This is a genomic window from Psychrobacillus sp. INOP01 (assembly GCF_018140925.1).
In the GTDB taxonomy this organism is placed as follows: domain Bacteria; phylum Bacillota; class Bacilli; order Bacillales_A; family Planococcaceae; genus Psychrobacillus.
In genome coordinates, this window is record NZ_CP073315.1 from 1,239,721 (window position 1) to 1,261,091 (window position 21,371).

The 21,371-nt window shown below is 36.5% G+C and carries 22 protein-coding genes and 2 riboswitches; of the genes, 5 read left to right on the top strand and 17 right to left on the bottom strand.

The genetic code is table 11. The annotated features are described in order from the left end of the window. Window positions 1–529 precede the first annotated feature (529 nt). Window positions 530–1,894, top strand: coding sequence for an aspartate kinase (locus tag KD050_RS06290; protein WP_211895349.1), 1,365 nt, complete (start codon window positions 530–532; stop codon window positions 1,892–1,894). 124 nt (window positions 1,895–2,018) lie between these two features. Here KD050_RS06290 and KD050_RS06295 read toward each other — a convergent pair whose 3' ends face one another. The 12 genes from KD050_RS06295 to KD050_RS06355 all read right to left on the bottom strand — a co-directional run bounded on the left by KD050_RS06295 (window position 2,019) and on the right by KD050_RS06355 (window position 14,351). After that, window positions 2,019–3,005, bottom strand: a complete 987-nt coding sequence (locus KD050_RS06295) for a ketoacyl-ACP synthase III (RefSeq protein WP_211895350.1) — start codon at window positions 3,003–3,005, stop codon at window positions 2,019–2,021. Window positions 3,006–3,084: 79 nt separating this feature from the next. Beyond that, window positions 3,085–3,435: a hypothetical protein gene (locus KD050_RS06300; RefSeq protein ID WP_211895351.1), complete on the bottom strand. Its 351-nt coding sequence runs from the start codon at window positions 3,433–3,435 to the stop codon at window positions 3,085–3,087. A gap of 186 nt (window positions 3,436–3,621) precedes the next feature. Then, window positions 3,622–4,605 carry a bifunctional NUDIX hydrolase family protein/GNAT family N-acetyltransferase gene (locus tag KD050_RS21230; protein WP_235753925.1) on the bottom strand — a complete coding sequence of 328 codons (984 nt, stop codon included), beginning with the start codon at window positions 4,603–4,605 and terminating at the stop codon, window positions 3,622–3,624. Window positions 4,606–5,005: 400 nt separating this feature from the next. Then, a complete protein-coding gene (locus KD050_RS06315; RefSeq protein WP_211895352.1) occupies window positions 5,006–6,280 on the bottom strand; it encodes an MDR family MFS transporter in 1,275 nt (424 codons plus the stop codon). A gap of 303 nt (window positions 6,281–6,583) precedes the next feature. After that, window positions 6,584–7,870 (bottom strand): globin-coupled sensor protein, encoded by a 1,287-nt coding sequence (locus KD050_RS06320; RefSeq protein WP_211895353.1) that lies wholly within the window; start codon window positions 7,868–7,870, stop codon window positions 6,584–6,586. Window positions 7,871–8,095: 225 nt separating this feature from the next. Beyond that, window positions 8,096–8,536: a cell wall hydrolase gene (locus KD050_RS06325; protein ID WP_211895354.1), complete on the bottom strand. Its 441-nt coding sequence runs from the start codon at window positions 8,534–8,536 to the stop codon at window positions 8,096–8,098. A gap of 176 nt (window positions 8,537–8,712) precedes the next feature. Next, on the bottom strand, window positions 8,713–9,987 hold the full coding sequence (locus tag KD050_RS06330; protein WP_211895355.1) for a nucleobase:cation symporter-2 family protein: 1,275 nt from the start codon (window positions 9,985–9,987) through the stop codon (window positions 8,713–8,715). After that, on the bottom strand, window positions 9,984–10,571 hold the full coding sequence (locus KD050_RS06335; protein WP_211895356.1) for a xanthine phosphoribosyltransferase: 588 nt from the start codon (window positions 10,569–10,571) through the stop codon (window positions 9,984–9,986). The genes KD050_RS06330 and KD050_RS06335 overlap by 4 nt, the downstream gene beginning before the upstream one ends. A 146-nt stretch (window positions 10,572–10,717) precedes the next feature. Further along, a riboswitch (purine riboswitch) is annotated at window positions 10,718–10,819 on the bottom strand. A 115-nt stretch (window positions 10,820–10,934) separates the two neighbouring features. Next, a complete protein-coding gene (locus KD050_RS06340; protein ID WP_211895357.1) occupies window positions 10,935–11,225 on the bottom strand; it encodes a hypothetical protein in 291 nt (96 codons plus the stop codon). Between the two features lie 69 nt (window positions 11,226–11,294). Further along, a complete protein-coding gene (locus KD050_RS21440) occupies window positions 11,295–12,203 on the bottom strand; it encodes a methyl-accepting chemotaxis protein (RefSeq protein ID WP_211895358.1) in 909 nt (302 codons plus the stop codon). Between the two features lie 24 nt (window positions 12,204–12,227). Continuing rightward, on the bottom strand, window positions 12,228–13,316 hold the full coding sequence (locus tag KD050_RS06350; protein ID WP_211895359.1) for an NAD(P)/FAD-dependent oxidoreductase: 1,089 nt from the start codon (window positions 13,314–13,316) through the stop codon (window positions 12,228–12,230). A gap of 3 nt (window positions 13,317–13,319) precedes the next feature. Further along, window positions 13,320–14,351, bottom strand: a complete 1,032-nt coding sequence (locus tag KD050_RS06355; RefSeq protein ID WP_211895360.1) for a S66 family peptidase — start codon at window positions 14,349–14,351, stop codon at window positions 13,320–13,322. A gap of 121 nt (window positions 14,352–14,472) precedes the next feature. On the opposite strand from KD050_RS06355, the gene KD050_RS06360 reads away from it, so the two are divergent. The 3 genes from KD050_RS06360 to KD050_RS06370 all read left to right on the top strand — a co-directional run bounded on the left by KD050_RS06360 (window position 14,473) and on the right by KD050_RS06370 (window position 17,254). Further along, the gene (locus KD050_RS06360) at window positions 14,473–15,321 is read left to right on the top strand and encodes a KPN_02809 family neutral zinc metallopeptidase (RefSeq protein ID WP_211895361.1); all 849 of its coding nucleotides are present in this window, start codon (window positions 14,473–14,475) and stop codon (window positions 15,319–15,321) included. A gap of 67 nt (window positions 15,322–15,388) precedes the next feature. Next, the gene (gene dapF / locus KD050_RS06365) at window positions 15,389–16,237 is read left to right on the top strand and encodes a diaminopimelate epimerase (protein WP_211895362.1); all 849 of its coding nucleotides are present in this window, start codon (window positions 15,389–15,391) and stop codon (window positions 16,235–16,237) included. A 450-nt stretch (window positions 16,238–16,687) separates the two neighbouring features. Continuing rightward, the gene (locus KD050_RS06370) at window positions 16,688–17,254 is read left to right on the top strand and encodes a 3D domain-containing protein (protein WP_211895363.1); all 567 of its coding nucleotides are present in this window, start codon (window positions 16,688–16,690) and stop codon (window positions 17,252–17,254) included. A 16-nt stretch (window positions 17,255–17,270) separates the two neighbouring features. Here KD050_RS06370 and KD050_RS06375 read toward each other — a convergent pair whose 3' ends face one another. The 5 genes from KD050_RS06375 to KD050_RS06395 form a co-directional block, all read right to left on the bottom strand. Then, window positions 17,271–17,912 (bottom strand): NUDIX hydrolase, encoded by a 642-nt coding sequence (locus tag KD050_RS06375; RefSeq protein WP_211895364.1) that lies wholly within the window; start codon window positions 17,910–17,912, stop codon window positions 17,271–17,273. A gap of 16 nt (window positions 17,913–17,928) precedes the next feature. Then, on the bottom strand, window positions 17,929–18,570 hold the full coding sequence (locus KD050_RS06380; RefSeq protein WP_211895365.1) for a FusB/FusC family EF-G-binding protein: 642 nt from the start codon (window positions 18,568–18,570) through the stop codon (window positions 17,929–17,931). Between the two features lie 154 nt (window positions 18,571–18,724). After that, window positions 18,725–18,988: a CD3324 family protein gene (locus KD050_RS06385; protein WP_211895366.1), complete on the bottom strand. Its 264-nt coding sequence runs from the start codon at window positions 18,986–18,988 to the stop codon at window positions 18,725–18,727. A 261-nt stretch (window positions 18,989–19,249) separates the two neighbouring features. After that, window positions 19,250–19,495, bottom strand: a complete 246-nt coding sequence (locus KD050_RS06390; RefSeq protein WP_211895367.1) for a DUF3006 domain-containing protein — start codon at window positions 19,493–19,495, stop codon at window positions 19,250–19,252. Then, on the bottom strand, window positions 19,482–20,684 hold the full coding sequence (locus KD050_RS06395) for an MBL fold metallo-hydrolase (protein ID WP_211895368.1): 1,203 nt from the start codon (window positions 20,682–20,684) through the stop codon (window positions 19,482–19,484). The genes KD050_RS06390 and KD050_RS06395 overlap by 14 nt, the downstream gene beginning before the upstream one ends. 113 nt (window positions 20,685–20,797) lie before the next feature. After that, window positions 20,798–20,842: riboswitch (PreQ1 riboswitch) on the top strand. 7 nt (window positions 20,843–20,849) lie between these two features. On the opposite strand from KD050_RS06395, the gene KD050_RS06400 reads away from it, so the two are divergent. Then, a complete protein-coding gene (locus KD050_RS06400) occupies window positions 20,850–21,332 on the top strand; it encodes a QueT transporter family protein (protein ID WP_211895369.1) in 483 nt (160 codons plus the stop codon). Window positions 21,333–21,371: the final 39 nt, after the last annotated feature.

Genomic DNA, 21,371 nt, shown 5'->3' on the forward strand with positions numbered 1-21,371 from the left:
TTAACGCGCATTCACGGATGAACCTAAATCCTCTGTTTTTAGTCCACCAATTCAAGAGTGCTACCCCACAAACGAAACCACTGATTTGCACCAACCATCAGCTCTCTAAAGATTTCAACATGTAAAGCCTATCTCCGTCAAAATTGTTCACGCTTTATTGAATTAAACCTATCATACGCACCAGCAAATTTATTGTCAATATAGTTAAAAAATTTGAAACCGCTACCATTTTATTTTTAACTCCAAAAACACTGATTTCATGCAGTTTACTTATTCGAAAAAATATTTTTATTTTTTTATAATTCGTGTTCTAGTGACGAAACTATTAAAAATTAAATCAATGTATATCATCCAGTCAAAAAACACGAACTTTATTTTAAAAAATAACTATAAAGTTCGTGTTAATAAAATAAAGTTAAAGAAATAACTACAAAGTTATTGACCTCTAATGATAATATTTGTACACTGTATAAAACCATTTGTTTTTTCCATAAGTACAATCATATTAAAAAAGTAAGGATTTGATTAGATGAAGGTAAGTAAATTTGGCGGAACATCTGTAGCAAGCGCAGTCCAAATCAGAAAAGTGGCTGCAATTGTTAAAGCAGATCCATCTCGTAAATTCGTTGTTGTGTCTGCACCGGGTAAACGCTTCGATGCCGATAAAAAAGTAACAGACTTACTAATCGAATTGGCAGTTGCCGCTATACATAATGAAAAAGTGGAAGAAAAACTCCACCAAGTAGTGGAGCGTTATAAAGAAATTGCACAGGGGCTAGCATTAGACGAGACCATCTGTGACGTTATCGAAGAAGATCTACGAGCACGCATCAATGAAGATCAAAGTGAAGTTGAATTATTTGTAGACAATATTAAAGCAAGTGGAGAAGATAACAACGCAAAACTAATTTCTACTTATTTCACAAGCATTGGTCTTGACTCTCAATATATTAATCCCAAGACTGCTGGATTAGTCGTAAATGATTTTCCTGAACGAGCTCAAGCATTGCCACAAGCATACGACAATCTAAATGCATTAAACAACCTTTCTGGCATTATTGTTTTCCCGGGCTTTTTTGGATATACACCAAACGGAGTTCTTCGTACATTCGATCGTGGAGGATCGGACATCACTGGCTCTATACTAGCAGCTGCGGTAAAAGCTGATTTATATGAAAACTTTACCGATGTCGACTCCGTATTTTCCGCTAATCCTAGAGTAGTTAATCATCCTGCGGAAATAGAAGAAATAACATATCGGGAAATGCGTGAGCTTTCCTATGCAGGCTTCTCTGTTTTTCATGATGAAGCATTAATGCCTGTTTATAAAAGCGGTATCCCAGTATGTATTAAAAATACAAATAATCCATCAGCACCTGGCACGAATATAGTAGCTAAACGTAAAGCAAACAAACGTCCTGTCACTGGAATTTCTGCTGATAACGGATTTTCTATTTTATATGTCAGTAAATATTTGATGAACCGAGAAATTGGGTTTGGTCGTAAGCTACTTCAAATTTTAGAAGAAGAGCATATTTCATATGAACACACACCATCAGGATTAGACGACATTTCCGTTATCATGCGTAGTCATCAATTGGATCCAGAAAAAGAAGTGCGTATAATGAATCGTGTATTAAACGAACTAAACGCAGATGATGTACATTTCCGTCATCATTTTTCTATGATTGTTATTGTAGGAGAAGGTATGAATAATAGTACTGGACTGGCAGCACGTGCTGCATCTGCTATTGCAAATACTGGTGCAAATATTGAAATGATTAACCAAGGCTCTTCAGAGGTCAGCCTTTCATTTGGAGTACATGAAAGTAATGAGAACAAAATACTGCGTGCACTATACAGTGAATTTTTCTCTGCTGTAACAGTTGGATAATAAACCAGGCTACCTCAGATAGAGATAGCCTGGTTTGATGTTTTTGGCAAAGTCAAATAGTATTAGTGAAAATTTAGTTCATCGGCTTTTCATGGTGATTATCTCTGCACGTCGCCCTTTTACTTTAATATCTAAATAACATAGTAATGAACTCGTGACCGCCACCGATTGTCCAAAATAATATTAGGTCTCCACGCTTTATCTTACCAGTTTCGATTCCTTCATGAAGGGCAATAAAAGGACTGCTCGTACCAGTATATCCGTACCTGTCTCCTACATAAATAATTTTTTCTTCAGGTATATTAAAATGTTTTTGAATTTCATCCATATTTACTTTAGCAAATTGAGATAAGCAGAACACATCCACATCATCAATTTTAAGCTGATTTCTTTCTAAAATGGCTTCGAACATTTCATACGTATAAGGCAGAGACATCGTTCCGTCAAATGGTAGCCAATGCATGAATTCTGCACTTTCACCAGCTTTAATTGTTTGAGATAATCCCTTATGGGGATATAAGATATTATTTCGGTTACTTGAGTCTACTTCAAACATCGCGTCAACAAATCCTGTATCATTCGAAGTCTTTTCTAATATAATTGCAGAAGAAGCATCTCCAAAGTTAGCATAGGTCATTGCATCCTTAGGATCAGCCACCAATGAAAGATAATCAGAGCCTACCACAAGTGCGGTATTAACATGTGGATTGGATTTCATATATCGTGACGCCTGCTCTACTGCTATTGTCATACCAGCGCAATTTGCATTCATATCAAAAATAACTGTTCCTTTTTTTGCTTGAATAGCATTATGAATGAACATAGCATTGGTTGGAACAGTTACTTCAGGTACTTGAGTAGAAAAAATAATCATATCTATATCCTTACCTTCTAATCCCACTTTTTTCAACACCCGATTTGTTGCTTCAATCGCCATAGTAATTGTATTTTCTTCGGGATTATCAATGACATAACGCTTTTTTCTTCCCATAATATTCAAGAAATTTGTAATATCTTTTCCTTGTTTTTTAAAGTGTTCAAGGTAAACGTCATTGTTTACTTGCTTTTTCGCATGGTAAACATCCACTGCTTTAATTCTAATGTTAGTCATAGTTGTAATAAACCTCTCTATATGAAATTATCAAATAAAAAGGCAGGACCTATAATAGCTCCCTACCTTTTTACGAGTATTAATATTTTTGAATTACTTCAAACGTAGTTAGCCCCACATTATTCGCCAAGCGTTTTAATTGCATGGAGATTATAGCACTTTTCTTAATACCTACTTCTACTTTCTTAAATCCAGAAGATTTATAAAGTGTTAAACAATTTTCCAGATCCGGTATCATTTCTTTTGTTACAACATCCAAATCTCTGCAATCAAATTCCAAGACGAATTCACTTGCATTAATCGATGATAACTTATGCTGATAATCATCGATAAATTGTTTAGCTTTTTCAGGAGTAAAAGTTCCGCTCACTGTCATATCAACAGTTTTCTTCACCGGATTTACTTTCATTGTGTAAGTTCCTTCTGCCATAATTTAAAAACACTTCCTTATTAAGATCTGTTAAAAGTTGCATTCATCTTTATATAAAATAGGAATTTTCACTTAAAATACTAACCCTACTTTAGACATAGATGACAAAATAACTTTCCTCTCTAAGTATCGGCATATAACAAATATTGTTAATATCTAATTATTACTTTGCTATAATATGTTCATTTATGTTGAAATTGGTTTCAAATGGTTAAAACTATTCGTTTTCGTATAGTGAACAAGGGTCATCTGCTCATTTACCTTCCATTCTTCCCCTGTTTGGACATAGCCTATCTTCTCGTATAAATAGCAATTTCTATGCTCCTGCTTAATCGTATCTAGCTCCCAGCTCACCGCTTCAGGATACATACTTTCAAGACGTCTCATGACCTTTTGGGCAATTCCTTTACCCTGAAACTGTTGTAAAATATTTATCATATGTAATCGCATAATGCCTGAAGACTTCGGATAAACATGGACACTTCCTACCAACAAACCATGTTCAACGATTTTAAAGTAGTCCCCTATTTGCAGACGTTCTGTAAATCTTTCAAACGATTGGAAAACCGGACTCGTATCATGATCCTGATATTTTTCATAAATAGGTTGAAACACCTTTTTTTGCATAGCAAATAATTCCTCAGCATCTGATAAACTAGCCTTCCTAAGTGAAATAGATGACATACTCATCTCAAAAAGCGGTTCCAAAATTTGATACGGGATGAACTCTCCACTTTCGACTAGCATGAGGATTTCATTTACTGTTACCCATCTAGCATCAGCTACCTCTTCGTATTGCAGATTTAATTGCTCCATATCTATCTCTTGTTTTACCAACCAATGGTCATCAAAACCACGAGAAAACTTTACAGTAAACATCACTTCTGCATGCTCCATTTTTAACTCAATGCCTAATTCTTCTTTAGCTTCGCGAATAGCACCCATTTCACTAGTTTCTCCTATTAAAACAGACCCTGCTGCAGCACAGTCCCACATATTAGGCCACCCTATTTTCCATGGTTGACGTTGTTGAATAAGAAACTCTCCTTTATCATTCATAATCCAAATATGAACAACCTGATGAAAGTCCCCTTCACTCATTTCATCTCCTCTTATCCAGGTCTTTCCTGTTTTCTCTCTGAACTCATTTAAGATATCCCATTGTTCCATTTTCTCCACCCACTTTACTCAATTTACCATTGAATTAGTATATCATTTTAGCTCTTTATTTTTGACCATGTTTGACATTTATTTTTTTGTATGAGATAATGTCATAGTTAACATTTGGTACGACATAGTTTTTAGATATTGGCATTCTGCTATATGTGTTTTTGATAATACTTATTCACACTGGAGCGGCTACAGGGTCGCAAGGACGTAAAAGAAGGTAGGGTTTACGTTGCTTAGGTTAGAAGGCAACCAGTGGAACAATTTACCGCGGCATTGAAAGAGGAACCTTTCATGGAAATTATTCCCCGAACTTTTCGGGATGAAATTTAAAATTCAAAAGTTATGTTATACCTATACAAAATCAAGGGGTGTTCTCATTAGGAGAACACCCCTTGTCCAATTATACGGCTATTTCTTTTTTTCGTTTATTGTATTCTTTAAACGTCAGCAGATAGATGAATCCACTTAGTAGCGCTAAAGCTGCTAGTATAACAAATGTCCATGTAAACCCAATCCATGTGACTAGCGGAAATACTAAAGGTGCAATTGTACGACCAATTGTATAGCGCAAACTTGCCGCCGCAAAATACTGTCCCCTCATATCATCAGGAGCTAATTTTGAAACAAAGCTTTCCTGCAATCCAACCGTCGCTAGTTCTCCTAATGTAAAGATCGCCATCGCAATCAAGAAAACCCAGAAGTTGGCTGTGATTGGGAATACAAGCATTGCCACTGCATATAAGAACGAGGATAGAAAGAACACCCACCTCTCCGGATACTTCGTCATCCATCTTGTGACAAACACCGTAAACAGTACTACTAATAATCCATTTTCAGAAAGTAGAATACCGAACGATCCTTCCCCTGTTACCGCCCACTCCCTGTTAAACAAATTACCAAGTACCTGCTTATCAATAGCTTCTTTCATATAAACTGGTATGAGCATATCCAATTGCATATATGTTTGTGCTAACAAAATACCAGCAATGACAAACAAGAAGAAAACCTTATCCTTCACAATCAATCCATAAGCTTTAACCTGCTTGATGATAACCTGAATCCAATTATTCGAGCCACTTGCCATCTTGGCCCTTACATCAGTCGGTAACGTTTCTTCTGTTAAAAATCTAATGGCCAAGCCAACTAAACAGAATATAATTCCGGAAACTAATAAAAGCATAAAACGGTAATTAAAGAATAATACTGCACCTATTATTGGTCCAATGACTACCGTAATATTTATAGACGTATAGAACACCGAAAATACAGTACTTCTATCCTTCTCCGGCACAATATCTGCAACAATCGCTTGACTAGCAGGATGATATAAGGAACCAGCCATACCTGCAATCGTAAAGGCCACAAAGCTTAGCATCGATGAATCAAACCATGGCGAATTCGCAAAAGCAAATAAAATAAATGCTAACCCTTCTGCAGTTGCAGAGAAAAATAACATTGTCCTTCGACCAAATCTATCTGCACAATAACCTCCGATTAAATTAGCACCAACCGAAAATACTTGCGATGCAACCAGTAAAACCCCTGCCATACTCGTACCAAATTCATCAGCAAAATAAATCGCTAAAAAGGGAAATACCATCCAAAAGCTTAAATTACTAAAAAACTCTCCAAACAAACGGACCTGTAAACTACGATCCCAATCTCTTATTTTCATCATCTTTTCCTCACATCTCATAGATTAGACAATATTATCACATTATTTCGGTTTGCGAAATAGAAATTTCACTAGAGATTGTTTTCTTATTACGAGGATTTCGTATTTAATAAATGAGTCTTGTGAGATGAGTAGGAAAGCCCATTGAAACTACTAATATAGCCCTGAAACTATATACAACTGCCCATAAAAATGCGTAATCCTATTAATAAGGTTAAGACATATTCACCTGACTATTCTAAATAGGAAACAGCAGTCCCTATTGCTACACACATTATCATATCTCAAGTTTAAAAGGATTAGCTAAATCTTTCGAATTGTCTCTTCTAATAGTTTTGTAGACTCTAGTATTTGAATGGATGCTGCTCCAATAGATTCCACTGCAAAAGTTAAGTCATGAATATCCTTGCCGACTATTTCAGAATCAGCTGCTACTTCTTGAATCATGGAAGCAATACTTGCTAAAGAGAATGCTGATTCCTCACTTTCTTTTAACCCTGTATCCGCTAAACGTTGAACATCTTGAATAGACTTTACTACTTCCTGCTGTGCATCATCCGAGACGCCAATTAGCAAGTCGATTTGCTCTACAGAATTCTTAGTTTGTTCCGCAAGCTTACGTACTTCCTCTGCAACTACAGCAAAACCCTTTCCATACTCTCCCGCTCTCGCTGCTTCTATAGCTGAATTTAATGCTAGTAAATTTGTTTTTATCGCTATATCTTTGACTATTTTTACAACATTCAAAATTTCTTGAGAGGATTGGTTTAATTTATTGATTAAACCTGACATGGAATTTGTTTTTTCGTATATTTCCTGCGAATGACCAGTTAAGGTTTGTATAATTCGCTTACCAGTTTCCGCCTTTTCAATCGTCTTATTGGAGATTTCGATACTCTTTGCAACCTCAGCCTCCACTTCCTTTGTCGTTCCAATTAGCTCTTCTACAGAGGTAGTTGTTTCAGAAGATTGATATTCTAGGTTAGTAACGATATTTCCCAATGTCTCTTTGATTGCTCTTTTTATTTCACCTTCTTTTTCCTTTGCTTGCTCTTCGGCATATTGATCGTAAGCCTCCACAACCAATTGTTGCTCGTAGTTAATTATTTTGTTTAAAGAGGATACAAATTGGATTTGTTGTTCTATTGGCAGTTGAGCTAATAGTACCTTTTCAACTAAACTGTTTTGAAGCTGATAACATGCTCCTAAATAGCTTTTCGTTTCTAGCTGAATATGCACATGCATTTTAGCAATTTTCTTTCGTTTTTCTATGTACTGCTCGTCCAAAACTCCAGTAAACCATTCTGCTATGTGCTTTACTAATGTTTGTTCTAAACGATTGCGTGAACTATGTTTATTGATAATGTCCACTAATTTTTCACTTACCATTAGGGAGTCGTAGAAGTTCTTCACTGCTCCGGGAATATTAGGCACCATAAATGACTCCATTTGTTTAAGGTTAGCAAGATCTTTTTCGGAGAAATTGATCAACTGAAGCTGAAATAGAATGTCGGTATCTCGAATTGCTAAGTGAACTTCAGGATTATTTAACAGATTGATTGCTGGCAAATTTCGTTTTTTCCTAAACATATCAAACCTCCGAATTATAAAGCATTATTATTTATGCTAACAAATAGGTAATTTGTCCACAGTGACTTTCCTCACATTTTTAAATATTTTACAATTGCTTTACAAATAAGGCGTTGAATAAGTTATTAAATTTTCTTCTCATAAAACTAGAGCCTTACTACATTAGACTGTAGTAAGGCTCTTTAAAGTTATTTAAATACAAATCAAGTAAATCAAAATTGTTCCTTAACCCATATAAACACTTTCACATGTTCCAGCTGCTGGTTCATAAAAACAATGACTTTTGTATTGACCGGAAAAAGGTTGATCATACCATGTTGGAGGGCATGGAGCATATGGATTAAAGTACCAAAGTGCATATTTCCCTGGGTGTTCTCTCCAATAATCCAAATTCTTTTTTGCTAAGTTTTTTTCAGCAGTTCTCGCTCTTTGGTAAAATAAATTACCTTTTTGAACAGCTTCAAAAGAATAATTTCCTCCTTGTATTTGAAAAATGACGTCTTCAATTGTTCTAACATCATTAAAGTCTAAACAATCTGCTTTAGCACGATTAACAATTACATTTCCAACATATAGCATTCCTTGTTTTCCTTCACCTTCTGCTTCCGCTCTCATCATCCTAGCCATTAAGTCAACGTCTTTACTTCGATAATTTACTCTCGGCATTTTATCACCCCAAAGTATAGTATGAAAAAATGCCTTCATTGGTGTCATTTTAATACTTGTATACTGCCCATAGTACACTATTTTGTCGTATCGCCTATTACTAAATCAACAATAAGATATAACAAAGCTGTATAAAAAAAACTACGAAGGATCATCTCCATCGTAGTTCTGAAAAGTTATGAAATTTTCCTTCTTGGAATCATGTTGAAGACTATATTTAACACGATTGCAGTTATACTTCCTGCCACAATCCCATTACTCGTCAATATTTTCATGCTCGTTGGTAATGAATCAAATAACTCAGGAACCACTGTTACTCCAAGTCCTATACCGATAGAACATGCAATAATCATCGAATTGTCCTCCGTATCGGACACTACTTTACTTAGCATTTTTATCCCTTGTGCCACAATCATCCCAAACATAGCTATCATTGCCCCACCTAGCACGGACTCAGGAATGATTGTTGTTAGAGCTGCAATCTTAGGGATAAAGCCAAGTACGATCAGCATTGCTCCAGTTATATAAATGACTTTTTTCGTCTTGACTCCTGAAATTTGCATAAGCCCTACGTTTTGAGAAAACGTTGTATAAGGGAAAGAATTGAAAATACCACCTAATACAACGGCAATCCCTTCGGCACGATAACCTTTCGTTAAATCCTCTTTTTCAATTTTCTTCCCAAGCATATCTCCAAGTGCAAAGTACACGCCTGTTGATTCGACTAACGATACTATTGCTACTAACGTCATCGTAATAATAGGCGAAATTTCAAAAGTCGGTGTGCCGAAGTAGAAGGGTTGAACCATATGAAAGAAATCTGAATCTCTCACAGGAGAAAAGTCAACTTTCCCCATAAATGCTGCGGCAATCGTGCCGCCAATAATCCCTATTAATATAGAAATAGCTTTTATAAAGCCTGTAGAGAAACGGTATAACAGCACGATAAATAGAAGGGTACCAAAGGCTAATAGAATGTTCGAAATGGAACCAAAATCTGCTGCTCCTTGTCCGCCACCCATATTATTGATAGCAACGGGTATTAACGTAATCCCAATAATAGTTACAACAGATCCTGTTACTACAGGAGGGAAAAACTTTACAAGCTTCCCAAAAAATCCACTTATCAATATTACGACTACACCAGAAACTATAATCGCTCCATAAATAGCGGAAACCCCATAATCTCCACCTATAGCAATCATTGGTCCCACAGCTGTGAACGTACATCCTAGTACTACAGGAAGTCCTATTCCAAAAAATCGGTTACTCATAACCTGTAAAATGGTTGCCACACCACACATTAATATATCAATAGCCACTAAATATGTAAGCTGTTCTGACGTAAGACCAATTGCTCCCCCAACGATTAACGGTACAATAACTGCTCCTGCGTACATTGCAAGGACATGCTGAATACCGAGCGCAGTGTTTTTTAAAGCGCTATTCATCTTACCGTTTCCTCCTCAAAAAACTCAACTTTACCATTTGCCAATGATTTAATATTCGCAAGTGAATCTACACGAATACCTTTATCACGAATAATTTTTCCACCTGGTTGGAAACCTTTTTCAATAACAATCCCAACACCTGCAGTTTTTGCTTCTGCTTGATCTAAAATATCTAAAAGTCCTAACGCAGCTTGTCCATTTGCCAAGAAATCATCAATGATCAATACAACATCTTCATTGTTGATAAAATCTTTTGAGACCGAAATATCATTCGTTTCTCCTTTGGTAAAAGAGTGAACTTTAGAAGTAAATAAATTATCAGATAGCGTTAGTGATTTACGCTTTCTAGCAAAAACAACAGGCACTCCTAATGTAAGACCTGCAAACATGGAAGGAGCAATACCAGAAGATTCAATCGTTAGTATTTTTGTGATTCCAGCCTCTTTATAACGTGCTGCAAACTCATTGCCTATTGCTTGCATTAATACAGGATCAATTTGGTGATTTAAAAAAGTATCTACTTTCAATACATTTTCCGATAACACTTTACCATTTTGTTTAATTTTATCTTGCAGTAATTTCATAATGATTGTTCCTCTCCAGTTATAATTTGGACAACAAAAAGCTCAAATGATATTGCAGCCACTCATTTATGGAGTGGAGCAATGTCATTCGAGCTAAAAAAGTCGAATAGAAATAATAGAAAATCATGACAAAAATGTCATATTTCTAATATTTCATCGCCACCCATAGTCAGCCTGTTTACGGTAAGCTGGTAGAAACTTGCAGGCCATATCCCTGCTATTATACGAGTTGTTGCTATTTGAATATTTCTCATTATAGCACTCATTAAAGCATTTACAATCTTTCAACAATATGTTCCATGATTCATAAAATTCAGTCGAAATCTACAAAAAAACACCCACGCTTTTTTAAAGTGTAGATGTTTAAGAGTGTTCAGTTTTCAATGACTTAAAGCCTTGTATAAAGTTCGATGGATTTTCTCGAATTTGAAATGGAAAAACTCCTTGGTTAGTATGAAGATATAAAAGACCACCTCCATACGAGAATGGTTTATGAGATACATCATACACATGCTGCAGCTTAAACTTATTGCGCTCAGATATAATTCCATCCATCGTTAACTGGAGTTCGAATTGTTTTTCAACCTGCTTCATTTGAAAATAGAAATCTATCTGTCGTTCAATTTCTATATATCCTATGAAATATTTACTCATCCGCTGTACCTCCTATACCTCATCTAGTTTAACATGATTTAGGTTGGAATATACGCAAAGAGACCTTCCTTAAATTAGCTTCACAAATTCAGCAGCTTGACTCTCTAATTTAATTGCTGCTGATGAGATATCTTTGAACTCCTCCAAAGCAGAACGTATTTCTTCCTGACTTTTTTCTATACTTGCTTGAGAATTACTATTACTAGTCGTTACTTTCTCCACTTGCTTCGCGATTCCTTCGATATTTTCACGTACTTCTACGATCGAGTTCTCTACTCTTCCAGCTAATTTACGCACTTCCTGGGCTACTACATTAAACCCACGTCCATGCTCTCCTGCCCGAGCTGCTTCTATCGCTGCATTCAAAGCAAGTAAATTCGTTTGAGCCGCGATTTCTCGAATGGTTTGCACGATTCCTCGAATCGAATCCGCTTGTACTTGTAGATTCTGTAGAGTTTCCGTATTTTCTTTTGAGCCGTTCGCAATTTCATCAATTCGCTGAAGCAATTCCTCACTTCTAGTTGTGCCAACCTCTGCACGCGTGCTCAATTCAATTGACATTTCTTTCAGTTCTTCTGTCACACTCAATAATATTCCATGACGTTCCGTTACATTCGTTGCAACTTTAGTTACCCCTAACACCTTACCAGCAGAGCCGAATATCGGCATATAAGTCGCTTCTAACATAACACTATTACCTTGTTTAGTTTTACGCTCCACCTTATCTTGAAAATTCTTTCCACCAATTAAATCCTTCCAAAATTTTTCATATTCTGGACTTTTTGTGAAAGCTGGATAACATAACTCTTTATGCTGTTTCCCCATTAATTCACTAACAGAATAACCAATCTCTCTAGCAAAGTTTTCATTTACATAAGCAACACGACGATCTAAATCGAACCGGATTATAGCTAAATTCTTTTCTAAAGCCTCAACCACTGTCATATCGTTTACTTCTTCCACCTGTGAATAATTCATATTCCCAACCCCCATATATGCTTTTTATACTGGTGCGTATTCCGATAAATCCAAAACTGTTTCTTCCCCTAAGATTAGTCTAGCAAGCTCAGAACCAACAAATGGCCCTGCCGTTAAACCTGATGCCCCTAACCCATTGGAGAAATAAATGGACTCATAACCAGGTAACTTTCCAATTACCGGAAGAAACTCTGGCGTATATGGTCTAAATCCTACTCGAACTTCAGTAACTGAAGCATTCTCCAGTGAACTAGCGATACTTACAGCATTCTCTAGCAGTTCGTTCTTACCCGCCTCAGTCACCTCTGTATCATAACCAGTGTTTTCTTCGTATGTGGAGCCTGCCACAACTTTTCCATTATCAAATGTTAATAAATACTGATTCGTGGGTGGTAACACAACAGGCCATTCACCAGTATCCAAATTATTCACTTGTAAATGCATAATCTGTGCTTTTTGAAAACTAACATTCATATCTACACCAAGCTCCTGAGGCAGCTCATTGCCCCAGGCACCTGCTGTTAACACAATCTCATCTGCTTCCACTTGCTGACCATTCACTGTTAAAACACCATCCGCAAACGTTGCATCGCCGTAAATCACTTCTGCCCCTAACTTTTTAGCAGATCTTATTAATGCATCTCGCATCGCAGTACCATCCACTCGAGCTGCACCCTCCACATACAAGGAAGTGAAGTCTTCTGTTATTAGAGGAAATTGTGCATTCGTTTCTTCTGGTGAAAGTATTTTCAATTCCCCTATTTCAGGTGCATCCACTCTTTTTTCCAGAGCTCGCTCTAGCATTTTCTGTAGTTTTTTAGGATCATTTTGAAGAGCAATCGCCCCAACCTGTTTATAACCTGTAGAAGTTTCTCCTAGAGCCTCTAACTCCTCTACAAGCTGTTTATAATAGTTTGCCCCATTTTTTACTAATGCGTACCATTTTTTATTTCTTCTTTGGGAAATCCAAGGACAAATTATCCCCGCCGCCGCAGCAGATGCCTGTCCTTTATCTTGACGATCGACTAAAGTAACCTTCACATTTCGTTTCGCCAGATGATATGCAGTGGACGCTCCCAAAATTCCACCACCTACAACTATATAAGAAGACATCGATTACTCCACTCCACTTTCTAAAATAGAAAACATTACATTTTGACAATCAATTTCCGCCATTGCGCCATATGGGAGTACAAATTTAGGTTCCGTATGTCCAAAGTTCAAGTTATATAAAATTGGTAGATTATCTAATGAAAGCTCTTTCATGATTAAACGAATGGAATCTTTATATTCCTCATAGTACTTCTCGTTTTGAGGCTTGCCAAAAATAATTCCTTTCGCTTGCTGAAGAATTCCTTGGGTACCGTAATTACGTAGCCAATATTCTAATTGTCCAGGTGTTGGAAGTTCCTCAGACGTTTCAAAAAACAATATACTGTCCTTCCAATATTCTTCTTTTGGCCAAAGTGATGTGCCTTTTGCAAATTCTAATACCTCGATACAGCCGCCGATTAATCTACCTTGCACTACTCCAGATCCTTGTAATAGTTCATAGCCTTTATTTGGATTCATCTGTCGTCTTTTGTCCTTGTTTTCAACAATCCATTCTAATCGTTCACTTGTCCATTCAGTTGCAGGCTTCACTTCACCAATTGCATCGACTGCAAACAAAGTCTTCTTCAATGCCTCTACCGTATATTCATGCATCTCCACATTTTCTGCAAAATCCATTAATATAGCTGGTCCGTAAAAGGAGGATATTCCTGCTTTATGACAGAATAGGTGCGTTACAGTAGAATCGGAATAGCCTATAAATACTTTTGGATTATCTCGAATTACATCAAAATCAATATAAGGTAATAATCGAATGCTTTCGCTTCCTCCGATATTAGAGAATACTCCTTTAATGGAAGGATCCTTAAATGCATTCATTAGATCTTCTGCACGAGCCTGTGGGTTTTTGTATATATAGTCTCCACCCTTTAAACTATTTGGCATTGCTACAACTTCCAATCCAAACACATCACGTAATCTATCTATTCCTTGTTCATATCTCCAGCGAAGATCAGGTTCCCCTGCTCCTCCCCATGACAAACTAATTGTCGCCACCTTGTCTCCAGCTTTTAGCATTTTTGGTTTTTTCAGCATGACTAATCCTCCTTTTTTATCCATTATAAAGCAAACCGTCCTCCGTGAATGTCTAATTTGAAAATTATTGGGTATAAAAACAATATACATACTATCTACAATGGAAAAGGAAGTGCGAGAGATGAAATGGAAAGGACGAGCTGGTAGTTCCAACGTGGAAGACCGTCGGGGAAAGGGTGGCGGTAAGGCAATTGCTGGCGTTGGTGGTGGTTTAGGACTAATAATTGTAATCATTGTTGCGTTACTTGGCGGAAACCCTGAAGATCTAATGGGTAACCTTGGTACAACAGATCAATCGAACAGTGTACCTTATGAGGAAACTGAACAAGAAAAAGAGCTATCGGAATTTGTTTCCGTTGTACTAGCTGATACGGAAAAGGTCTGGACTAAAATATTCCAAGAAAATGGAATGCAATACGTGGAGCCAACTTTAGTTTTATATACTGGTAGTGTCAATTCTGCATGTGGTGCAGCTGGTGCATCAGTTGGGCCTTTTTATTGTCCGGGGGACCAAAAATTATATATCGACTTAAGCTTCTATCAAGAATTACAAACGAAGTTCAATGCACCTGGAGACTTTGCAATGGCTTATGTTATTGCACATGAAGTTGGTCACCATGTTCAAACATTACTTGGGACAACTGAACAAGTAATGCCCCTACGACAAAAGTTAAGTGAGGAAGAATTCAATAAATACCTTGTCCGCTTTGAACTTCAGGCAGATTATTTCTCCGGTGTATGGGCGAAACATGCGCAAGGATTGGGCTATCTTGAAGAAGGAGATTTAGACGAAGCATTGACTGCGGCAAGTGCAGTTGGAGACGACACACTCCAAAAACAAGCGATGGGCTATGTCGTCCCTGAAAGTTTCACACATGGTACCTCTGAACAGCGTAAGGGTTGGTTTTATAAAGGTTATGAAAACGGCACGATTCAAGGTGGGGACACGTTTAATAGCAAGACTCCATAAATCCCATTGACCCATATGCTATAATGGGATAAATAAGAAGATTGCGACAAAGGGAGTTACACCGAAGATGAAAATACCTTTTACAAAAATGCATGGCTGCGGAAATGATTATATTTATATTAATTGTTTTGAGCATGTTATCGATGATCCCAATACACTAAGCAAACATATATCTGACCGACATTTTGGGGTTGGTGGAGATGGAATTGTATTAATATGCCCATCTGATATAGCAGATGCTCAGATGCGTATGTTCAATATAGATGGCAGTGAAGGAAAAATGTGCGGAAATGCTATCCGCTGCGTTGCTAAATACGTCTACGATAATAATATTGCAACAAAAGAAGTGTTAACCATCGATACACTTAGTGGTATTAAAACAATTGAACTCTTTCTCGAAAATGGCAAAATGACTTCTGCTAAAGTAGATATGGGCAAAGCCATTTTAGAACCAGCACTTATACCCGTTCAGTCAAAAGCGTCAAATCCGTTAATAAACTTCCCATTCGAGGTGGAAGAAAAAACATATCATATTACAACTGTATCAATGGGTAATCCTCACTGTGTTGTTTTTGTGGAAGATCCAATGTTAGTAGACTTACCACTTATTGGACCAAAATTTGAGCATCATTCTTTTTTTCCAGAAAGTGTGAATACAGAGTTTATCTCGATAGAAAATCGCAAGACCGTTTATATGCGAGTATGGGAACGTGGCAGTGGTGAAACACTTGCCTGTGGAACTGGTGCCTGCGCTGCAGTAGTGGCAGCAGTCTTAAATGGACACTGTGACAAAGACTCCGATATAACCGTAAAACTATTAGGCGGTGATCTTGTTATACGCTACACCGATGAAGGAGTATTTATGACAGGACCGGCAGTAAGCGTGTTTGATGGAGAGATTTTAATGGATCTATAAAGTAAAACTTCAATCATTGGCTTTTAAGGGTAGTTATCTCCCACCTATGTTTTGTTGCTTAAGCCAAGCCTAAAGTGGAAAACTTACTTGCCCGTTAATGCAGGATAGATTGATGGATGGAGAGCCTTTCTAGTGAAAACTAGTGAGGTTCTTTTTATGTTATATAAGTGTGGGATGAGTTATGGGCTATCTTGAAAAGTTTAAGGACTTTAAGCAATATTGGTATTAGTGTCACTCACAAACTCTTATTGAACCGTTTATAAGCTTTGCTGAAAGTTTATAGGTTTTTGGTATAAATTATAAATCTATTTAATAAACTATAATCTGCGAATGTTAATTTTCAGATCTAACATTATTAAAATTTGTAACGATATTGGTAAGTCATCGTAATATTCTCGTAATAAAGTCCTGGTAAGATGTGCTTAGACTAAATAGCAAGGGGTAGAGTATTTGAGAAGAATTCTTGGGACACTCATTATTACATTTGCATTATTGGTTAGCGGAACAAGCACAAGCCTAGCCGCATCTTCAACTTACACTGTTCAAAAAGGAGATACTTTGTATAAAATTGCTAAAACGCACAAAGTGTCTGTATCAACTTTAAAATCATGGAATCACTTAAAATCAGATACGATTAAACTCAACCAAAAGTTAAAAATCTCATCAAAAGCGGCAACTGCTGCAAAGAAAAAGAAAAACCCTTCTAGATCTACAGATGATAAAGTAGTAAAAGAAATTGTTGTTACTGCAAGTGCGTTCACAGCAACCTGTAACGGATGCTCTGGTGTCACTAGCACAGGCATCAATCTCAAGCGTAATCCGGATGTAAAGGTCATCGCAGTAGATCCCAATATAATTGCACTTGGTACGAAAGTTTATGTCGAAGGGTATGGATATGCAGTAGCTGGAGATACGGGAAGTGCTATTAAAGGAAACAAAATAGATGTATTTTTCCCAACGAAAAGCGAGGCCTATAAATGGGGTCGAAAAAGTGTAAAAATCAAAATTTTAGAATAAAATATAACCAACTTTCTTAACTAGAAAGTTGGTTTTTTAATGAAAAAGATATCATTTCTTTGCAAATTTCGTCGTAGTAAGACTGATCATGTGGAACAAAACTCGTTTTACCAACAACCTGATGAATCGAACTTTTAGCACCCTCTTCATCTACTTTAAAACCGAAGATTTCTAGTTCCTTTAATTCGTTTTTCCAAAGTTTAACAAACTCCGAAATCTCCACTCTTACTATTCCCGAAACCTCTTCTGTCTGTAACGTAAATTGCTCCCATTCCAATGCGCAGTCATATAAAAATACATGAGCTAATTCATTATCTACTAATTTACCCGTCGTAACAGAATATTTAATAACACCAAGTGAATATAATTCCTCAAAGAGCACTTCAATCCCAAGCTCCTCTTTCACCTCTCTTATCCCATCAAAAACTGTTTCACTCGCCAATAAATGCCCCGCGGCAGTAATATCCAACAATCCAGGATAATCTTTTTTCAAGTCACTTCGTAATTGCAAGTAAACATATTGTTTTCCCTCATGTATACCTATAAACCAGCATTGAAATGTCTCATGCCACAAACCAAGTCTGTGAATCTCCTCCCGGGTCTCAACACCTATTTGCTTATGCTTCTCGTCAAATATCTTTAGTAGCTCCTGCTCCATATTGATACCTCTTCATTTATTTATTTTGAATAAGCTCTACGAAATTATTTAATTTATCCAATGAAATAATGTTCTCATTACATTTTTGACTATCCTGGCAAATATAATTCCCTCTCGTAATGAAAGCATCTTGTGTTACACCCTTGACCGATGAAGTAAACATTCCAATTTCTTCTGTGCGATTACATAATGCACAAATTCCTTTTTTGTTCGAAACTTTATAACCACCAGATATTCCTACTAATTTGTTCTTATATTCAACAACAAGAAATTTTTTATTGGACCCTTTATCTAACCAGCCTAAATAAGATATTTCCTTAAAATCAATATTTTCTAATGAAGGAATTTTGAGTTTCTTCGCCTTCGGAAAAATCTTTTTAATAGCAGTCTCGCTAATCTCTTTAAATGGAATGACATAGGGCTTTAGAGTTTCTAAAAATTCTTCTGCATCTAATTTTTCTTTTACTCCTACAATCGGATTCAATAGACTTTTTTGGTCTACTGTCATTTCCACAAATAATCCGAATACCTTCTCGTATGATAATGCTTGTAAAGCATTTAAAACAGCCCGATCGTTTACAGTCGCATGCCCATTTACCAATGCTTGCGCTTGTCTTTTTATAAAGTTATATTGATCACTTCTAATGAAAGGATTCATATATACAGCTCCATTCACAATTTTTTTCGTTAGTCCAATTGTATCGAATAGTAATTGCTTAATAAACGGATAAGATGATTAGGAATTGTTTTCACCATATAAATCATCCAAAAAAACTGGCAGCCCATCAAGGAGGAGCTACCAGTGTATACCTTTACTTTGTATAGATAATTTTCTTAATGGTTTCGATGGATAGATGATACTCTTTTGCAAGCTGTCCCATAGGAGCCCCACTTCTATATGCTTCCTTTAGGGAATTATTTCGCTCATCAATCCGCTTTCTTTCACCAGAAAGCGTTCCCCATTGTTTATAAGTTTTTCCCGGTTTTGGGATATAAATCGTTTCCCCTTGAATATACTTTTGAATTTCCTTCACTAGCTCCTCAGGTAAAACGGAAGTTGCTTTAATATATGTCATTTTACGCTCGCTCCTTATTTTTAAAATTTAAATAAGGTGCAAAGCCAATATTATGAAATGGCGATATAAATTAAATTATAGCTTCTCATACAAAGTATCGCCCTTCCATCATTAGGCTTTGCATGAGGCGTTGCACTGTCTAGCAAGATCCTACTATTTGCCATTCTGCTCACCTCCAAGTTGCGTTGTTTTCTATTATAATACAAGTGAATCAATTACATAATGAAGTAATTTTTAAAAACCAATAAACTGAAACGTTCCTCAGGTTCTATTTTTTAGTTGTTCAAGTAATTGGTTAATCCTCTCCTTCTGGTTCATTGTTTCTTCAACTAAAGGTTCAATCTTATATTTATCTTCTTTAACTGAAATATTAACTATATCACCCTTTTTTACCTTATCATTTAGTTCAGAACTACAGACAAGGAGGCTCTCAGTTTCATTTGGATATTTCAAAAAGACTGCATAGTCCCCTTCAAAACGGTCTAATGTGTATTTATTCGAATTCACTCACAATCTCTCCTTTGTTATTCAATAATATAGCTGCATCCCCATCATTTCTCCACATTTGCGTAGTAGTCCATTTCAAATAGCCAGCGCCCTCTTTTGCTTTGGGTCCACTTGTGACGTATATTGTTTTCCCTGCTTGCAAGCTAATGTTCGGAAACTTAAATGTTTGATTACCAGCTACGGAAACTAAATGCCATTCCTCTAAATTAACAGCTGACTCACCAGAGTTGGTAATTCCTACTATTTCGTCTCTAAGGTCTTTACTAGAAATATTAATACCTATGGCTTCCGTATTAGCAATTTCAGTTGGCCCAACATTACCATTTGTTATTACGTTATAATCTACTCCATCTGTTTCCACTACTATATTACCAACTATTGCTGTGGCATATAATTGTGAACTTATCCGCTCCAGTCTTGACTTCACCTCTGTATTTGGATGACCATAGGAATTATCTTTTCCATAACTTAAAATGGTAACCTCTGGATTTACTGCTTCTATAAAATCTTGCGAGCTACTCGTGTCCGAACCATGATGTCCTGCTTTCAAAACGGTTGCTTTAACATTCGTCTCTTCTAGTATGTCTTTCTCTACCCTTATATCTGCATCTCCCATCAATAAAAAGGAAGTTTCTCCGTAAGATAATTTTAATACTATAGATGCTTCATTATTATCAGCTGATTTGTCTCCCATATGTATGACAGAGATATCTAACTCCTCATCTAGAGGAATTGTATCGCCAGTTTCTGGGACGATGAATGGTATATTTTTGTCTAATATAAGCTGTAACATTTCCTCATACGTTTGAGATGTATGTGTTTTTCCAGAGTCCACGAAATTTTTTATAGATATAGAATTCAACACGGAATGTAGACCTCCAATATGATCGGCATCTGGATGGGTTGCCACAACATAATCGAGCTTCTCCACCCCGTGTTTTCGTAGATAATTTACTACATCTTTTCCAGCTTCTTTTGTGCCCCCATCTACTAACAAATTTTTTCCGTTTGGCGATTGTACTAATATTGAATCCCCTTGCCCTACATTTATAAAATGAACCTTCATTTTGTCTCCAGGTTCCACTGGCACTTGTGATGCTTGTATTGTTTTATCTGGTTGCTGATTTAATGTACAGCCACTAAGCAAAACGGCTATACATATACTTACTAAAAATGTGAACTTTCTCATATAAAACCTTCCTTTTCGTACTTTGCAAATTCTACCATAGGACACTAAGATTCATATATTAAAGATTTCCTTGACAGTTGATAGCTATTCGCATAAAATAACTGTTTGTGAAAACTAACGTGGTTCGAGAACCTCCCACGGAAAAAAACTAAGGAGAAATGAATAATGAAAACAAAGACTATAGCAGTAACTGGTGTTATTGCCGCTCTTTATGTCGCGGTATCTCTACTAGTGGCTCCTTTTGCATTTGGTGCAGTACAGTTTCGTATTGCGGAGATGTTCAATCACTTAATCGTATTTAATAAAAAATACTTTTTTGGAATTGTATTAGGAGTATTCATCACAAACATGTTCTCTCCAATGGCCGCTTACGACCTAACATTTGGAGTAGCGCATTCTATCATTACGCTATCACTAACGATTTTGGCGACTAAGTATGTAAAAGGAAACATTGCACGCATGGTTATTAATACAGTTCTCTTTACATTTACTATGTGTATTATCGCATTCGAACTAATGCTTGCGCTTGATTTTCCATTCTTCTATACATGGTTAACCGTTGCAGCTGGTGAATTCGCTGTATTGGCCGTCGGTATTCCAATTATTATTGCTTTAGATAAACGACTGAATTTCAAGACACTAATCTAAATAATTTCACCCGATTCTAGGATGCTAGAACCGGGTGTT

Bases quoted from the DNA above. Each gene is read 5' to 3' on its own strand.
- KD050_RS06290 (WP_211895349.1), top strand. From the start codon at position 530: ATGAAGGTAAGTAAATTTGGCGGAACATCTGTAGCAAGCGCAGTCCAA.
- KD050_RS06295 (WP_211895350.1), bottom strand. From the start codon at position 3,005: ATGACTAACATTAGAATTAAAGCAGTGGATGTTTACCATGCGAAAAAG.
- KD050_RS06300 (WP_211895351.1), bottom strand. From the start codon at position 3,435: ATGGCAGAAGGAACTTACACAATGAAAGTAAATCCGGTGAAGAAAACT.
- KD050_RS21230 (WP_235753925.1), bottom strand. From the start codon at position 4,605: ATGGAACAATGGGATATCTTAAATGAGTTCAGAGAGAAAACAGGAAAG.
- KD050_RS06315 (WP_211895352.1), bottom strand. From the start codon at position 6,280: ATGAAAATAAGAGATTGGGATCGTAGTTTACAGGTCCGTTTGTTTGGA.
- KD050_RS06320 (WP_211895353.1), bottom strand. From the start codon at position 7,870: ATGTTTAGGAAAAAACGAAATTTGCCAGCAATCAATCTGTTAAATAAT.
- KD050_RS06325 (WP_211895354.1), bottom strand. From the start codon at position 8,536: ATGCCGAGAGTAAATTATCGAAGTAAAGACGTTGACTTAATGGCTAGG.
- KD050_RS06330 (WP_211895355.1), bottom strand. From the start codon at position 9,987: ATGAATAGCGCTTTAAAAAACACTGCGCTCGGTATTCAGCATGTCCTT.
- KD050_RS06335 (WP_211895356.1), bottom strand. From the start codon at position 10,571: ATGAAATTACTGCAAGATAAAATTAAACAAAATGGTAAAGTGTTATCG.
- KD050_RS06340 (WP_211895357.1), bottom strand. From the start codon at position 11,225: ATGAGTAAATATTTCATAGGATATATAGAAATTGAACGACAGATAGAT.
- KD050_RS21440 (WP_211895358.1), bottom strand. From the start codon at position 12,203: ATGAATTATTCACAGGTGGAAGAAGTAAACGATATGACAGTGGTTGAG.
- KD050_RS06350 (WP_211895359.1), bottom strand. From the start codon at position 13,316: ATGTCTTCTTATATAGTTGTAGGTGGTGGAATTTTGGGAGCGTCCACT.
- KD050_RS06355 (WP_211895360.1), bottom strand. From the start codon at position 14,351: ATGCTGAAAAAACCAAAAATGCTAAAAGCTGGAGACAAGGTGGCGACA.
- KD050_RS06360 (WP_211895361.1), top strand. From the start codon at position 14,473: ATGAAATGGAAAGGACGAGCTGGTAGTTCCAACGTGGAAGACCGTCGG.
- dapF (WP_211895362.1), top strand. From the start codon at position 15,389: ATGAAAATACCTTTTACAAAAATGCATGGCTGCGGAAATGATTATATT.
- KD050_RS06375 (WP_211895364.1), bottom strand. From the start codon at position 17,912: ATGGAGCAGGAGCTACTAAAGATATTTGACGAGAAGCATAAGCAAATA.
- KD050_RS06380 (WP_211895365.1), bottom strand. From the start codon at position 18,570: ATGAATCCTTTCATTAGAAGTGATCAATATAACTTTATAAAAAGACAA.
- KD050_RS06385 (WP_211895366.1), bottom strand. From the start codon at position 18,988: ATGACATATATTAAAGCAACTTCCGTTTTACCTGAGGAGCTAGTGAAG.
- KD050_RS06395 (WP_211895368.1), bottom strand. From the start codon at position 20,684: ATGAGAAAGTTCACATTTTTAGTAAGTATATGTATAGCCGTTTTGCTT.
- KD050_RS06400 (WP_211895369.1), top strand. From the start codon at position 20,850: ATGAAAACAAAGACTATAGCAGTAACTGGTGTTATTGCCGCTCTTTAT.